Here is a 15,558-nt window from a genome sequence, read left to right on the forward strand (position 1 = left end):
AGCCGCCGGATCGTTCATCTCGTGTCCCAGAGGACTTGAGGGGACATGGCTATGGCACTTCGCGCAATTTCGGCCGCTTGCGGGCTTTCGGCGGCGGCGCTTCTGGCCGCGGGGGCTTTCGCGCCCATGGCTATTGCGCAAGGCGTGCCCGATCCCGATGCGACCGCGCAGGGCGATGTGTCGCTGACGATCTACAACAATGATCTCGCGCTGGTGCAGGACGTGCGCCAGTTGCCCATCGCGCAGGGCAAGACCCGTGTCGAATTTCCCGATGTCTCGGCGCAGATCCAGCCCGAAACATTGAGCTTCGCGGCCGCCGATACCACCATCATCGAACAGAACTTCGATTACGACCTGCTCACCCCCGGCAAGCTGATGGAGAAGGCGGTCGGCCAGATGGTGACGCTGCTGCGCACCAACCCGGCGACCGGCGCCGAAACGCGCGAGCGGGCCAAGGTGCTCTCGGTCGCGGGCGGCACGGTGCTCCAGATCGGCGACCGGATCGAGGTGCTGCGCGACGATGGCCTGCCGGTGCGCGTGATCTTCGACCGCGTGCCTCCGGGCCTGCGCGCGCGGCCCACGCTCTCGGTCAATCTCGACAGCACGCGTGCCGGCACCCGCCCGGTCAACTTGCGCTATCTCACCGACGGTCTCGGCTGGAGCGCGGATTATGTCGCGCTCTATAACGAGGCGGGCGGCACCATCGACATGCAGGGCTGGGTGACGCTGACCAACAACACCGGCACCACCTTCCACAATGCCGATACGGTGCTGGTCGCGGGCAACCCCAATGGCGGCGGCGGCCCGCGCGGGTTTGGCGAGCGCGGCATGACCCGCGCCGGCACCGAGGCCGCCTCGCGCGAGCGGCTGGGCGATTTCTACCTCTACCCCATCACCGGCCGCACCACGGTCGCCAATGCCCAGACCAAGCAGGTGAGCTTCCTCGACGTGCAATCCGTGCCCGCGAAGAAGATCTATTCGCGCGGCGTCTACTGGCAGCAGAACGACGAGCAGCCCCAGAACGTGCAGAGCCGCATCGCCTTTTCCTCCTCGAAGGATCAGGGGCTCGGCGACGCGCTCCCCGCGGGCACGGTGCGCTTCTACCAGCGTGACAGCCAGGGCACCCCGCAATTCATCGGCGAGAATAGCATCGGCCACACCCCGATGGGCAGCGAGCTCTCGCTGGTGACGGGCGACGCCTTCGACATCACGGTCAAGGCCGAGGTCGAAAAGCGCGAGACGATCACCTCCGACGAATGGGTCAAGACCGAGCGCTTCCGCATCACCGATGGCGCGCAGAGCCGCACCATCACGCTTGAACGCCCCAAGACCTATTACCGCACCGTCATGCGCTACACCGTCACCAACGCCAAGAAGACGCCGGTCGAGGTCGAACTCACCCAGACCGGCCTCAATCGCAGCTGGTGGGCCGACGATTTCCGCATCCCGTCCGAAGACATCAAGGGCGAGCAGCTGAACTACGACACGCGCCGCTACAAGGTCGCCGTGCCGGCCGAGGGCGAGCGGGTGTTCCGCGTCACCTACGAAACCCGCTACTAAGGCGCGGGGCGATGCGGCGGGCCGCAATCTGGCTGGCGGGCGCGGCGGTGGTCGCAGCGCCTGCCTGGGCGCGCGAGGTGGTGGACGCCTCCGCGCCGACCGATCTTGCCGTCACCATCTACCGCAACCCCGACCGCGACCCGGACGAGGCGCTGGAGCGTGACGATCCGCAAGGCCTCGCGATGATCTCCGAGACCCGGCGCGTCACTCTGCCCAGGGGCGAATCGACCATCCGCTTCGAAGGCGTGGCCGAGGGGATGATCGGCGTCTCCGCGATCGTCACGGGCCTGCCCGGCGGCACGATCGAAAAGAACCGCAACGCCGCGCTGCTCTCGCCCGCCGCGCTGGTTGACGGGTCATTGGGCAACCGCGTCACCATCACCCGCACCAATCCCGCGACCGGCCAGCAGGTGAGCGAAAGCGCTGTGGTGCGCACCCGCGCCGATGGCGGGCTGGTGCTCCAGACCGGGCAGGGGTTCGAGGCGGTGCGGTGTTCGGGCCTCCCCGAAACCCTCAGCTATAACCGCGTGCCCGCCGGATTGTCCGCCCAGCCGGTGTTCTCGGTCGACACCCGCTCGGCCGAGGGCGGCACCTATGACGTGACTCTCACCTACCTCGCCTGGGGCTTCGACTGGCAGGCCAACTACGTCGCCAACCTCACCGAAAAGCAGAGCGGCGAGACCTTCGAGATGGGCCTCTTGAGCTGGCTCACGCTGGTCAACGACAATGGCCAGAACTTCGATGCGGCCCGGCTCCAGATCGTCGCGGGCGAATTGAATGTCGAGAGCGACTATCAGAGCCTCGCCGATCCGCCGGTGGCCGAGGGGCTCTATCTCACCTGCTACCCGCTCGGCACCACCTCGGATGTGCCGCCTCCGCCGGTGCCAATTCTCTACCCGGCGCCGCCACCCCCGCCGATGGCCTATGCGCCGGCGATGATGGACGACACGATCATCGTCACCGCGATGCGGCGCGAGGCGTCCTATGAAGCCGCCATGCCCATCTCGGTCGTCACCGCCGACGAGGAAGACCTGGGTGACCTCAAGCTGTTCCGCGTGCCAGACCGGGTCGATGTATCGGCCAAGGGGATGAAGCAGGTCGCCTTCCTCAACAAGGACACAGTCAAGGCGCGCTATCTCTATCTGGCGCAGTGCGATGCGGACGATGTGATCGACCCCGAGCTGGACGATCCCACCCCCGCCAATCTGCTGCTGGTGACCAAGAACGAGGACAAGCAGGGCCTCGGCATCGCGCTCCCCCAGGGCGCGCTGACGGTCTATGAGCCCACGGCGCGCGGCCCGCAGGTCGCAGCGCAAACCACCTTGCGCGACTACGCGCGCGGGCAGGATGTGGAACTGGGGCTGGCGACGAGCGCGCAGGTCTTCAGCCATTGCGGCAATTACACCCGTGACGGACGCGCCTCGGATCTGTCGAAATGGGCACCGATGCGTGCGGTGCTGACCAACGCCAACCCGCACCCCGTGCGCGTGCGCCTGCAACTGGGCTGGGCGGGCGACTACGAGATCCGCTTCCCGCGTCACAAGGTCGAGATGAAGAACGGCTGGCAGACGGTCGAGGTGAGTGTTCCGGCCAACGCCACCACCAGCTTCGACTGGAAGGCGCGCGACGGGCAGGGCGAGTAGGACGCGCGCGGGCGGCGCGGCGGAAAAAATTTTCGTTCCCTACTTGTTCCATGAGAACAAACGCGATACATAGCTGTCACGGGCGGCGGAAAACTCCGCATGGCCCCTAGGCAAGCGAAGGAGCGCGTGCGATGGCTACCCAATTGAAATTGGTGGAAGAGGACAAGAAGGCCGTGGACCGTCAGAAGGCTCTCGAAGCCGCGCTCGCGCAGATTGATCGTGCATTCGGCAAGGGTTCGGCGATGAAGCTGGGCTCGAAGGAAGCGATGCAGGTCGAAGCCATTTCGACCGGATCGCTGGGGCTGGATATTGCCCTTGGCATCGGCGGCCTGCCGCGTGGCCGGGTGATTGAAGTTTATGGCCCGGAAAGCTCGGGCAAGACCACGCTCGCGCTGCACGTCATTGCCGAAGCGCAGAAGATGGGCGGCACCGCGGCTTTCGTCGATGCCGAACACGCGCTTGATCCGGTCTATGCCAAGAAGCTCGGCGTCGACATTGACGAGCTGATCGTCTCGCAGCCCGATACCGGCGAACAGGCGCTCGAAATCACCGATACGCTGGTGCGCTCGAACGCGATCGACGTGCTGGTGGTCGATTCGGTCGCGGCGCTGGTGCCGCGCGCGGAAATCGAAGGCGAGATGGGCGATTCGCACGTCGGCCTTCAGGCGCGCCTGATGAGCCAGAGCCTGCGCAAGCTGACCGGCTCGATCAGCCGCTCGCGCTGCATGGTGATCTTCATCAACCAGCTGCGCATGAAGATCGGGGTGATGTACGGCAACCCGGAAACCACCACCGGCGGCAATGCGCTCAAGTTCTATGCTTCGGTGCGTCTCGACATCCGCCGCACCGGCCAGATCAAGGAACGCGACGAGATCACCGGCAACACCACCCGCGTGAAGGTGGTCAAGAACAAGGTCGCCCCGCCGTTCAAGCAGGTCGAATTCGACATCATGTATGGCGAAGGCATCTCCAAGATCGGCGAAATCCTCGACCTTGGGGTGAAGGCGGGCCTGGTCGAGAAATCGGGGAGCTGGTTCTCGTACGATTCGATCCGCATCGGGCAGGGGCGTGAAAACGCCAAGAACTACCTCAAGGACAATCCTGAAGTTTGCGACCGGTTGGAAGCTGCGATCCGCAGCCGCACCGATCAGGTTGCCGGGGAAATGATGACCGGGCCGGACGCGGACTCGGAAGACTGATCCCCAAGCGGGCGTGAGGCCAGCGCGTGTCCCGCGCGCTGGCTGCCAGATCCGCGCCCGGACACCCGGAACGCCGGCGTGTGCTCCTCCCCGGAAGCGCGCGCCGGCTTTTCGGTTTGCGCGGTGCTTGCGGCCGGAACCCCTTTCATCACCGCTGTTGTCGGCGTTTGCGCAACTGTTGCGACGCCTTGTCGCGGCGTGTCGCCGCGTAAACCGCGAAATTGCGCGATCCATTGCGAAATCCCTGCGGTTTGCCTAACTGCACGGCCATGACGTCGACCAACGAAATCCGCCGCTCCTTCCTCGACTACTTCGGTAGGAACGGGCACACGCCCACGCCGAGCGCACCGCTCGTTCCCTACAACGATCCGACGCTGATGTTCGTCAACGCGGGGATGGTGCCGTTCAAGAACGTGTTCACCGGGCTGGAAACCCCGGCGTCCCCGCGCGCGGCCTCCTCGCAGAAATGCGTCCGTGCGGGCGGCAAGCACAATGACCTCGACAATGTCGGCTACACCGCGCGGCACCATACATTCTTTGAAATGCTTGGGAATTTTTCCTTTGGCGACTACTTCAAGGAAGAGGCGATCACCCATGCATGGACGCTGCTGACCAAGGAATGGGGTCTGCCCAAGGACCGCCTCACCGTCACCGTATATCATACAGACGACGAGGCCGCCGCACTTTGGGCCAAGATCGCGGGTCTGCCGGACAGCCGGATCATCCGGATCCCGACCAATGACAACTTCTGGTCGATGGGCGATACCGGCCCCTGCGGCCCGTGCTCGGAAATCTTCTACGATCACGGCGAGCACATCTTCGGCGGCCCTCCGGGCAGCCCGGACGAGGACGGGGATCGCTTTGTCGAGATCTGGAACCTCGTGTTTATGCAATACGAACAGCAGGTTGATGGCACGCGCCGCGACTTGCCCAAGCCCTCGATCGACACCGGCATGGGAATCGAGCGCGTCGCCGCCGTGCTTCAGGGCGTGCACGACAACTACGACACCGACACCTTCAAGGCGCTGATCGCCGCAAGCGAAAGCCTCACCGGCGTCGCCGCCGCGGGCGAGTCCGCTGCCTCGCACCGCGTCATCGCCGATCACCTGCGTTCGACCAGCTTCCTGATGGCCGACGGCGTCCTCCCCTCCAACGAAGGTCGAGGCTACGTCCTCCGGCGCATCATGCGCCGCGCCATGCGCCACGCCCACCTGCTCGGCGCGTCCGAGCCGCTGATGCATCGCCTCGTCCCGGCGCTCGTGACCGAGATGGGGCAGGCCTATCCCGAGCTCCAGCGCGGGCAGGCGCTGATCGCCGAAGTGCTGGAGCGCGAGGAGACCCAGTTCCGCCGCACGCTCGACAAGGGTCTGAAATTGCTCGACGAAGCAACCGGCGATCTGGCGAGCGGCGGCGAGCTTGATGGCGAAGTCGCCTTCCGCCTCTACGACACTTACGGCTTCCCCTATGACCTCACCGAAGATGCCCTGCGCGTGCGCGGGATCGGGGTCGACAAGGCCGGCTTCGATGCCGCGATGGCGCGCCAGAAGGCCGCCGCCCGCGCCGCCTGGAAGGGCAGCGGTGATGCCGCGTCCGGCGAAGTCTGGTTCGACATCGCCGAGCGGGAAGGGGCGACCGAATTCACCGGCTATGCCTCAACCAGCGGCGAGGGGAAGGTTGTCGCCATCGTCAAGGGCGGGGCCGAAGTCGCCAGCGCTGCGGCAGGTGACGAGGTCGTGATCCTCACCAACCAGACGCCGTTCTATGGCGAAAGCGGCGGCCAGACAGGTGATGCGGGCACCATCGCCAGCCTTGCCGGCCTGCGCGCGCAAGTCACGGATACGTCGAAGCCTTTGGGGCGTCTCCACGCCCATCAGGTGCGTATCGAGGCAGGCGAAGTCACGGTCGGCGACACGGTTGAACTGAAGGTCGATGCCGAGCGCCGCGACCGCATCCGCGCCAACCATTCGGCCACCCACCTCGTCCACGCCGCGCTGCGCAACCGCCTGGGCGGCCACGTGACGCAGAAGGGCAGCATGGTCGCCGAGGATCGCTTGCGGTTCGATTTCTCCCACCCTGTGGCCCTCACCGCGGAGGATATCGCCGCGATCGAAGCTGAAGTGAACGCCGAAATCCGCGCCAACGAGGCCGTCAGCACCCGCCTGATGACACCCGACGATGCCGTCGCCGCTGGCGCATTGGCGCTGTTCGGCGAAAAGTATGGCGATGAAGTGCGCGTGCTTTCCATGGGCCGTTCGGGCAAGGAAGGGCGCAACTATTCGGTCGAGCTGTGCGGCGGCACCCATGTGCGCGCCACGGGTGACATCGGCGTGTTCCGCATCGTCTCGGAAAGCGCGGTGTCCTCGGGCGTGCGCCGGATCGAGGCGATGACCGGCGAGGGCGCGCGCCAGTGGCTGGTCGCGCGCGAAGAGGCGTTGAAGTCCGCAGCCAGCGTGATCCGCGCCACTCCCGAGGAAGTCCCTGCAAGGCTCGCCGCGCTGCTCGATGAAAGGAAGCGGCTCGAAAAGGAACTGGCCGAGGCCAAGAAGGCGCTTGCGCTCGGCGGCGGCGGATCTGGCAGCGCGGCCAGTGCCGACGAGACCGTCGCGGGCGTGACCTTCTCCGGTCAGGTGCTCGAGGGGCTCGATCCCAAGGAACTGCGCCCCCTGCTTGATGCGGCCAAGCAGCGCATGGGCAGCGGTGTTGCGGCGGTGATCGCGGTCAATGATGGCAAGGCGAGCATCGCGGCCGCGGTGACCGATGATCTGACGGCGCGGTTCAGCGCGGTCGATCTGGTGCGCGCAGGGGTCGAGGCGCTCGGCGGCAAGGGTGGCGGCGGGCGGCCCGACATGGCGCAGGGCGGCGGGCCGGACGGCAGCAAGGCAGCCGAAGCGCTGGCGGTGGTCAAGGCGGTGCTGGCGGGGTGAAGCCGGAAGGCTTGGCCCTTTCGCCCCGCGTGAAAATCAGGCTTCGCGTTCCCGCAAGCTGCTGGTCTTGAGCAACGGCTTTTCGCTGAGCCCGCCCTCGCGCTCCAGCTGTTCGCGGAACTCGTCACGCTTGGCGTGGATCGAGGCGATCACCGGGCCCATTGCCACGCCGATGTCGACCAGTACGGCTTCCGATAGCTGGAGCGAGGCTTCCAGTGTCTCGGGCACGGCATGGCTGGCACCGGCGCGGTACATTGCGGCGGCATGATCCGGATCGCGTGCGCGGGCGACAATCAGGAGATCGGGGTAGTCGCGGCGCAGCTTGCCCACCAGGCGCTGGGCGAGCACGGGTTCGTCCATCGTCAGCACGACGGCAGGCGCGGTTTCGACCCCAAGGCGCGCCAGCGTATCGCCGCGGCCCGCATCGCCAAATGTCGCGCGGTATCCGTCAGCCCTGGCGGCGGCGACCAGATCGGGGTTCGAATCGATCATCACATAGGGCTTGCCATGGGTGCGCATCATGTCGGCAATCAGCCGCCCGACGCGGCCCCCACCGACGATGATGGTGCGAATTTCTGCCTCGTCCTCGTCACCGGCAGGGTTGCCCGCGCTGTCGACCCGCCGTGCCAGAACCGCGCCCAGCTTGGCCAGCAGCGGGGTGATGGTAAGGCCGATCGCGGTAACGGTTTGCCAGAAGCGCGCGGTTTCCTGATCGAGCACCAGAGCGCTGGTCGCGGCGGCGAGCACGATCAGCGTCGTCTCAGACGGTGAGGCCATCAGCAGGCCCGTTTCTGCCGCCGTCCCGCGCCGCGCGCCCATCAGCCGCAGCAGCAAGCCTGTGACCAGCGCCTTGAACACCACCACGCCGACCACGGCAGCCGTGATGATCCCGATCTGCGCGCCGATTTCAGCCAGATTGATGCTCATGCCGACGGTGATCAGGAACACGCCAAGGGCAAGACCCTTGAACGGCTCCATGATGACTTCGACGTCGGTGTGATACTCGGTCTCGGCGATCAGCAGACCTGCGATCAGCGCGCCGACAATCGGCGAGAGACCGACCAGCGCTGTGGCGAGGCTTGCGCCGATCACCACGAGCAGCGAGGCGGAGAGGAACAGTTCAGGGCTCTTGGTTCGGGCGGCCTGCGCGAACAGGCGGGGGAGGGCAAAGCGGCCGGCAATCAGCAGCACCGCGATGACAAGACCGCCCTGCCACAATGTCGCGACGATGCCCGACCAGCCATCATCGGCGGCATTGGGGGCAAGCGCGCCGAGGATGAAGATGATCGGCACGATCATGATGTCCTCGAACAGCAGCATCGAAAGCGCCGCCCGGCCGACAGGCGAGCGGGTGCCCGAGATCGGCAGCACCATTGCGGTCGAGGAAAAGGCGAGTGCGAAGCCCAGTGCGAGCGCCGCGGTGAAGCTCATCCCCGATGCCATTCCCACAAACAGCGCCAATGCGCTGCCGCTGATCAGCACCTCGAGCGCGCCAAGGCCGAACACCAGCTTGCGCATTTCCCAGAGGCGGTTGAACGACAGCTCCAGCCCGATTGCGAACAGCAGCAAAACGATGCCGAAGTCGGCAAAGGGCGTCAGCGAATCCGGATTGCTGATGGTGAAATGGTAGAGCCATGGGACGCGCTCGACGAGGGAGCCGAGGCCATAGGGGCCGACCAGCACGCCGATCAGGATGAACCCGATGATCGGCGTAATGCGGAACCGCGCGAAGACGGGAATCACGATGCCGGCTGAGCCAAGGATCACCAGTGCATCGGACAGGAACGGGGAGAGAGTCAGTTCACCAGCCACTCCATCGGCTTAACGACCCGGGGCGGGGCTGTCACCCGCCTTGGGGACACAAAAAAGCCGGGCAGGCCATGGGGCCGCCCGGCTTTCTGTTTCAATGATGCAGGATCAGGCCCAGGTGGCCATTTCCTTTTCGAGGTTCTGGACGATGGTCTCGAAGAACTGCTCGGTGGTCTGCCATGCCTGACCCGGGCCGATCAGCAGCGCGAGGTCCTTGGTCATGTAGCCCTTCTCGACGGTCTGGATGCAGACCCGCTCGAGCGTCTCGGCAAACTTCACGACATCGGGGGTGTTGTCGAACTTGCCGCGATACATCAGGCCGCGCGTCCAGGCGAAGATCGAGGCGATCGGGTTGGTCGAGGTCGCCTTGCCCTGCTGGTGCTGGCGATAGTGGCGGGTGACGGTGCCGTGGGCGGCTTCGGCCTCGACGGTCTTGCCGTCCGGGGTCATCAGCACCGAAGTCATCAGGCCGAGCGAGCCGAAGCCCTGCGCGACGGTGTCCGACTGCACGTCACCATCATAGTTCTTGCAAGCCCAGACAAACTTGCCCGACCACTTGAGCGCCGAGGCGACCATGTCGTCGATCAGGCGGTGTTCGTAGACGATGCCCTTGGCCTTGAACTGTTCGGCAAAGCCCTCGGTGTCGAACACCTCCTGGAACAGGTCCTTGAAGCGCCCGTCATAGGCCTTCATGATCGTGTTCTTGGTGCTGAGGTAAACCGGCCAGCCGAGGTTGAGGCCGTAGTTGAACGAGGCGCGGGCGAAGTCGCGGATCGAATCGTCAAGGTTGTACATCGCCATCGCGACGCCGGCGCTGGGGAAATCGAACACGTCGAGGTCGATCTTCGTGCCGTCTTCACCGTCGAAGACAAGGCGCAGCTTGCCCGGGCCCGGAATACGGGTGTCGGTGGCGCGGTACTGGTCGCCGAAGGCATGGCGGCCGACCACGATCGGATCGGTCCAGCCCGGCACCAGGCGCGGCACGTTGTCGATCACGATGGGTTCGCGGAAGACCACGCCGCCCAGGATGTTGCGGATCGTGCCGTTGGGGCTCTTCCACATCTTCTTGAGGCTGAATTCCTCGACGCGCTGTTCGTCGGGGGTGATGGTGGCGCACTTCACGCCGACGCCATATTGCTTGATCGCGTTGGCGGAATCGACGGTCACCTGATCGTCAGTGGCGTCGCGGTTCTCGATCGACAGGTCGTAATACTTCAGGTCGATATCGAGATAGGGCAGGATCAGCCTTTCGCGGATCCACTGCCAGATGATGCGGGTCATCTCGTCGCCGTCGAGTTCGACGACGGGATTGGCGACTTTGATTTTGTCCATGTGTGTTGCCCTATCCTTCTTGCCCCGTCTGGTGCGGGGCTAGGTGTGATCGACAGGAAGCTGTGTAAGATCCCGCCGCGGCTTTAGCAGAGGAGGACAGGCTTGCAAGCGCGCGGCTTGCGAATGAAACGCAACAGCCGTTGCGATCGTGGCGCGGTTGGCGCGGGGCACAAAAAAGCCCGCCATGGGGGCGGGCGCTTTCGCATTCAGCCGATGGTGGGCGTAGCAAGGATTGAACTTGCGACCCCTACGATGTCAACATAGTGCTCTACCACTGAGCTATACGCCCACACCATCGGATGTGCGCCCCTTGGGGCGGAGCGGCCCTTTATCGCAGCCCCTCAAAAGGTGCAAGCGATTCGAACCCAAGTTTTGACCTTGTGGCCGGGCCTAGAGCCGGGCGGCCTCTGCTTCCTCGAACACGCGCTCCACTTCGAGCACAAGATCGCGCAGGTGGAACGGCTTGGAAAGCACCTTGGCGGTCGGCTGTTCGCGGCTGGCGCGCAGGCTGACGGCCGCAAAGCCGGTGATGAACATTACCTTGGTGCGCGGGGAAATCTCGGCGCAGCGCTGGGCGAGCTCGATCCCGTCCATCTCGGGCATGACGATGTCGGACAGCAGCAGATCATAGTCGCCCGTCTCCAGCAGCGGCACGGCATCGGTGCCGCGGTCGACCGCGCTGACTTCGTAGCCGGCGTTGGTCAACGCCCGTTCGAGATAGGCGCGCATCGCCTCTTCGTCTTCGGCGAGGAGGATGCGGGGGGTGCGTGTCGCTGTCATGCGCGTGGCAATAGCAGAGCGGGTTTAAGAAATCTTTGTGCGCGCGGCAGGTTGCCTCCGGGCTGGTGCAATTGGTCGCGGCGGGAAGGGCGATCAGGCTTTGACAGCTGGGCGCAAAGCGGTCAGCAAGGTCATCGACGATGGTACCGCCCTCACGCCCCTCACGTCCCGCATTTCCCGCTGTCCGCACGTCGGAGAGCGGCGGCATCGTGCCGGGCCTTGGCGCTGCGCCCGCCTTTACCCTGACAACGCCCGCGCGCATGAGCTTGCCTGTGCTGATCGCGGTGCCCCATGCGGGCCGTGCCTATCCCCCCGCAGTGACGGCGCGGATGCGCGACCCGGCGCTGGCCCAGTTGCGCTTGGAAGATCGCCATGTCGATCGGCTGGGGATCGCGATGGCGCGCGAAACCGGGGCCGCTCTGCTGGTCGCCCATGCGCCGCGGGCGCTGCTCGATCTCAACCGGGCCGAAGACGACATCGATTGGGACATGGTTGATGGCGGAAGGCCGGATAGCATCGCCGCGGCCGATCCCGGCCAGCGCGGCAATGCCCGTGCGCGCAGCGGGCTCGGGCTGGTGCCGCGCCGACTGCCGGGATCGGGGGAAATCTGGCGCGGCCGGCTCGCCCCGGCAGAACTCGCCGCGCGGATCGACGGGATCCACAGAGCCTATCACACCGCGCTCGCGCAGGCGCTTGCGGACATCCGGGCGCAATGGGGCGCGGCGCTGCTGATCGATCTCCATTCGATGCCTCCGCTCCGGGCAGCAGAGGGTGAAGCGCCGACATTCGTGCTGGGTGACCGCTTTGGCGCGGCCTGTCACACAGCGCTGATGGGGCGCGCGCTGAACTTCCTTGAAGGGCGCGGTGCGATTGCAGCGCACAACCGTCCCTATTCGGGCGGCTACGTGCTTGATCGTCACGGCGCTCCGTCGGCGCAGGTACACGCGATGCAGATCGAGGTGTGCCGCAGCGCCTATCTTGACCGGCAGATGATTGAACCCGGCCCCGGCCTGCCGGCCATTGCAGCGCTGCTGGCCGGACTGGTGCGCGAACTGGGTGCGGAAACCGCGTTGCAAGGTGGCGGTGAAGGACTGCGGCAGGCCGCCGAATAGCTCACATAGCAGAACGGGCAGGCGACCTCTTGGTCTGCCTGCCCGTCCTTGGGTTCGTTCAGAGACGACGCGCTTAGTTCAACGCAGGCGCCGCTTCGCCCGGAACCGGCACCTTGCCCTGCGCCGTCTGGCGTTCGAACAGGTTGCGCATCAGGTTGAGCGAATAGAGGTGCGCATAGATCAGCGCGAGGATGCCGTTCTTGACCAGGCCTTCCAGCGTTTCGGCCGGAAGCTCGCGCAGCTTGTTTTCGTCCACCATGCGGAAACCGCGGTAGATGAAGGGCTTGTCGGGCATATCGTTGCGCGTGATGGCGATTTCGCCGTCGATCAGGATGTCGAGCTTGACCAGTTCGTCCATGAACAGCTTGGTGCGCTGGCCGGCTTCTTCAAAGCGGCGGCAGAACTCCAGCACGCCCTGCGTGTATTCGGTCGCCTGTCCAGCTTCGTCGAACAGTGCGAGGCCTTCGGGGAAGTTGCCGAGCAGGCCAGCCGAGGGATCGAAACAGAGCGACATATCGTCGCTGTTCGGCTGAAGCTTGGCGAGGATGAAGGGATAGCGGCGGGCGTAGGCGGGCAGATAGATCGCCTCGTTGATCTTCATGTCATCGCCCACGAAGGTGTTCACGCCTTCGTTGAGGCCGAACAGCGCGATCGGCAGCGGGTTTTCACCGGCGGTGAAGACGATCGGGAAGTCGCGCTGGGCATCGACGAATTCGTCCGAGGTCAGCGGGATGGCATGGGTCGCAGCAAGGTAGGCAGCGCTTTCGAGCGTACCGGCCTTCCAGCCCGCGTGATCGCGGCTGTTGAGCGGAAGGAGATCCTTGTAGAACAAGGGAAGTTGCGGTTGCGGCGCGCTGGCCATGACGTCGTCTCCGGAAAATGCGTGTGTGGTTGATCCCCTCAGCGGAAGCGATCACCCCGCCGAAAGCGCGCCCCTTACGGCTTTGCCGGGGGCGGCGCAAGCGGCGAAGGGTCAAGCCCCGGGGGTGAGGGGGAGGAGTTTCCCCGGATTGAGCAGACCTGCCGGATCAAGCGCCTGTTTGACCGCAGCCATCACCGCCAGCGCGGCAGGATCATGCAACCGCGCGAGGGCATCGACCTTCATCTGTCCGATCCCGTGCTCGGCGCTGATCGACCCGCCCCATTGGGTGACGAGGTCATAGACCTGCGCACTCACGGCCTTGCCTTCGCTTTCTTCCCACACCCCCCGCACCGCGCCTTGCGGTGCGAGGACGTGGAAGTGGACATTGCCATCGCCCAGATGCCCGAAGGCGGCGACACTGGTGCCGGGAAAAGCCGCCTCGATCTGCGGCGTGGCGGCAAGGATGAACTCGGGCATGGCCTCGACCGGCACCGAGATGTCGTGCTGCATCGCCGGGCCGAGCGCGCGCTCGGCAGCCGAGATGCCGTCGCGCAAGGCCCAGACGGCCTCGGCCTGGGTATCGTTGGCCGCGATGACCGCATCGGCGATCAGACCATCCTCGAACGCAGCCGCCAGCGCCGCCTCCAGCGCATCGCGCAGGGCGGTGCTGTCCTGCGTGGGCGAGACGCACTCGATCAGCGCATTCCAGGCATGGCGTCCGTCCAGCGGTGGGCGTGCTCCGGGTTGATGGGCGAGGACGGCGGCGAGGCAATGCTCGGGCACGACCTCGAACCCCTCCAGCGCATCGCCCATCGCGGGCTCCATCTGCCGCAGCAGCGTGCGTGCCTCGATGATCCCGCCAAGCCCCACCCATGCGGTCGCGCGCCCGGTGGTGGCCGGCAGCAGCCTCAGGCAAGCGGCGGTGACGATGCCGAGCGTGCCTTCCGATCCGATCAGCAACTGCTTCAAGTCAAAGCCGCGATTGTCCTTCTTGAGCGGTGTCATCAGGTCGAGCACGCTGCCGTCGGCGAGCACCGCCTCCAGCCCAAGCACCTGCGCGCGCATGGTGCCGTGGCGCAAGACCTGCGTGCCGCCCGCGTTGGTCGAAATCAGACCGCCAATCGTGGCTGACCCCTTGCCGCCGAGCGTGAGCGGGAAGCGCATCTGCGCCGCCTCGGCCGCCTCGTGCAGCGTCTGGAGTACCACGCCAGCCTCGCACACGACCTGACCGGCCGCCGCATCGAGCGAACGTATCGCGGCCATCCGACGGAGCGAGAGGATGATGGCCGACCCGCTCGCATCGGGAGTCGCGCCGCCCGCCATCCCGCTATTGCCGCCTTGCGGCACGATCGGCACGCCATGCTCGCCGCACAGCTTCACCAGCGCCGCGACCTCGGCGGTTGATGATGGCGAGGCGAGCGCCAGCGCGCGGCCGGTGTAACGCCCGCGCCAGTCGGTCAGCCAGGCATCCATTCGTTCCGGATCGCTGGTCAGCCCGCGCGGGCCGAGCAGGGCAGCGGCGGCGGCGAGGAAGGCTTCAGCCTTGGCTGGCGCGGTGGGGGGTGGGGCAGGATGATTCATTGTTGCCTTCATGCCACAGTCGGAAATGAATATGCCACTGCTTTTGCATCCCCGCAGGTTGGAATTAAGGCAGGGTTCAATTGGCGGTGCTAGGGGTGCGGCATTGTGCAGCGTCCGCTGACGCACCCCACGCCTTGCACCTGCCCGCCTTTAGGAGACCCCACTCCGCCCATGGAAAGCCTGATTGCCCTTGCAGCGCCCTTTGCGCTGATGCTGCCGATGGTGGCAGAGGGGCTCGGCTTGGCGGAGGAAGGCGCGCCGCCGGCAATTGCCGCGCCGCAGTGTCAAGCCGAACCGCCGATCACGGACACGGCGCCGCCCCCGCCTTCGCCCCTGAGTTTCCTGCGCCAGTCATCGACGGCCCGGCAGGTGCGGATCGAGCAGCGTGTGGTGGTGCGCATCGCGCCCGCAGCACCCGGCACGCGGCCCAATATGCTGGTTGATCTGCCGCGCCGCGAGGTGGCCCCCCGGTTCGAGGAACGCGGCAAGGAAAAATGCGTGCCCCTCGATCAGATCGCCGGCGTGCAGACGGGCAGCGGCAACCGGCTGGTGCTGTTCCTGCGGGATCGCCGGATGATTTCGGTCAACCTTGAAAAGTCGTGCCGCGCCCGTGACTTCTACTCGGGTTTCTATGTCGAGCGGAACAAGGACGGGCGGCTGTGCGTGGAGCGCGACAAGCTGCAATCGCGCAGCGGTGCGCGCTGCGAGGTCGAAACCATGCGCCAGCTGGTCGAAGTGCGCAGCTGATCGCCTGCG

General features: G+C 65.8%; 11 protein-coding genes and 1 tRNA gene. 6 read left to right on the forward strand and 6 right to left on the reverse strand.

The window, feature by feature from the left end; all coding sequences use genetic code 11:
- The first annotated feature begins 51 nt into the window (after window positions 1-51).
- The 4 genes from PS060_RS12430 (at window position 52) to alaS (ending at window position 7,326) form a co-directional block, all read left to right on the forward strand.
- Window positions 52-1,560: a DUF4139 domain-containing protein gene (locus PS060_RS12430; RefSeq protein ID WP_273983559.1), complete on the forward strand. Its 1,509-nt coding sequence runs from the start codon at window positions 52-54 to the stop codon at window positions 1,558-1,560.
- Between the two features lie 11 nt (window positions 1,561-1,571).
- Window positions 1,572-3,203 carry a DUF4139 domain-containing protein gene (locus PS060_RS12435; RefSeq protein ID WP_273983560.1) on the forward strand — a complete coding sequence of 544 codons (1,632 nt, stop codon included), beginning with the start codon at window positions 1,572-1,574 and terminating at the stop codon, window positions 3,201-3,203.
- A 131-nt stretch (window positions 3,204-3,334) separates the two neighbouring features.
- Window positions 3,335-4,402, forward strand: coding sequence for a recombinase RecA (gene recA, locus PS060_RS12440; protein WP_273983561.1), 1,068 nt, complete (start codon window positions 3,335-3,337; stop codon window positions 4,400-4,402).
- 269 nt (window positions 4,403-4,671) lie between these two features.
- The gene (gene alaS / locus PS060_RS12445) at window positions 4,672-7,326 is read left to right on the forward strand and encodes an alanine--tRNA ligase (protein WP_273983563.1); all 2,655 of its coding nucleotides are present in this window, start codon (window positions 4,672-4,674) and stop codon (window positions 7,324-7,326) included.
- A 36-nt stretch (window positions 7,327-7,362) separates the two neighbouring features.
- Here alaS and PS060_RS12450 read toward each other — a convergent pair whose 3' ends face one another.
- The 4 genes from PS060_RS12450 to cpdR all read right to left on the reverse strand — a co-directional run bounded on the left by PS060_RS12450 (window position 7,363) and on the right by cpdR (window position 11,247).
- Window positions 7,363-9,138 (reverse strand): cation:proton antiporter domain-containing protein, encoded by a 1,776-nt coding sequence (locus PS060_RS12450; protein WP_273983565.1) that lies wholly within the window; start codon window positions 9,136-9,138, stop codon window positions 7,363-7,365.
- A 105-nt stretch (window positions 9,139-9,243) separates the two neighbouring features.
- The gene (locus PS060_RS12455) at window positions 9,244-10,467 is read right to left on the reverse strand and encodes an NADP-dependent isocitrate dehydrogenase (protein ID WP_273983566.1); all 1,224 of its coding nucleotides are present in this window, start codon (window positions 10,465-10,467) and stop codon (window positions 9,244-9,246) included.
- Between the two features lie 214 nt (window positions 10,468-10,681).
- A tRNA-Val gene (locus PS060_RS12460) sits at window positions 10,682-10,756 on the reverse strand.
- 101 nt (window positions 10,757-10,857) lie between these two features.
- Window positions 10,858-11,247, reverse strand: coding sequence for a cell cycle two-component system response regulator CpdR (cpdR, locus tag PS060_RS12465; protein WP_273983568.1), 390 nt, complete (start codon window positions 11,245-11,247; stop codon window positions 10,858-10,860).
- Window positions 11,248-11,387: 140 nt separating this feature from the next.
- Here cpdR and PS060_RS12470 point away from each other — a divergent pair, with 140 nt between their 5' ends.
- Window positions 11,388-12,359 (forward strand): N-formylglutamate amidohydrolase, encoded by a 972-nt coding sequence (locus PS060_RS12470; protein ID WP_273983570.1) that lies wholly within the window; start codon window positions 11,388-11,390, stop codon window positions 12,357-12,359.
- Between the two features lie 73 nt (window positions 12,360-12,432).
- Here the strand turns inward: PS060_RS12470 and PS060_RS12475 are convergent, their stop codons facing one another.
- On the reverse strand, window positions 12,433-13,221 hold the full coding sequence (locus PS060_RS12475; protein ID WP_273983571.1) for a SapC family protein: 789 nt from the start codon (window positions 13,219-13,221) through the stop codon (window positions 12,433-12,435).
- A gap of 111 nt (window positions 13,222-13,332) precedes the next feature.
- Entirely contained in the window at window positions 13,333-14,802 is a 1,470-nt protein-coding gene (locus PS060_RS12480) for an FAD-binding oxidoreductase (RefSeq protein WP_273983573.1), read from the reverse strand.
- Window positions 14,803-14,973: 171 nt separating this feature from the next.
- On the opposite strand from PS060_RS12480, the gene PS060_RS12485 reads away from it, so the two are divergent.
- Window positions 14,974-15,549 carry a hypothetical protein gene (locus PS060_RS12485; protein ID WP_273983575.1) on the forward strand — a complete coding sequence of 192 codons (576 nt, stop codon included), beginning with the start codon at window positions 14,974-14,976 and terminating at the stop codon, window positions 15,547-15,549.
- The last annotated feature ends 9 nt before the right edge of the window (window positions 15,550-15,558 follow it).

This window comes from Erythrobacter sp. BLCC-B19, assembly GCF_028621955.1.
Taxonomy (GTDB): Bacteria; Pseudomonadota; Alphaproteobacteria; order Sphingomonadales; family Sphingomonadaceae; genus Erythrobacter.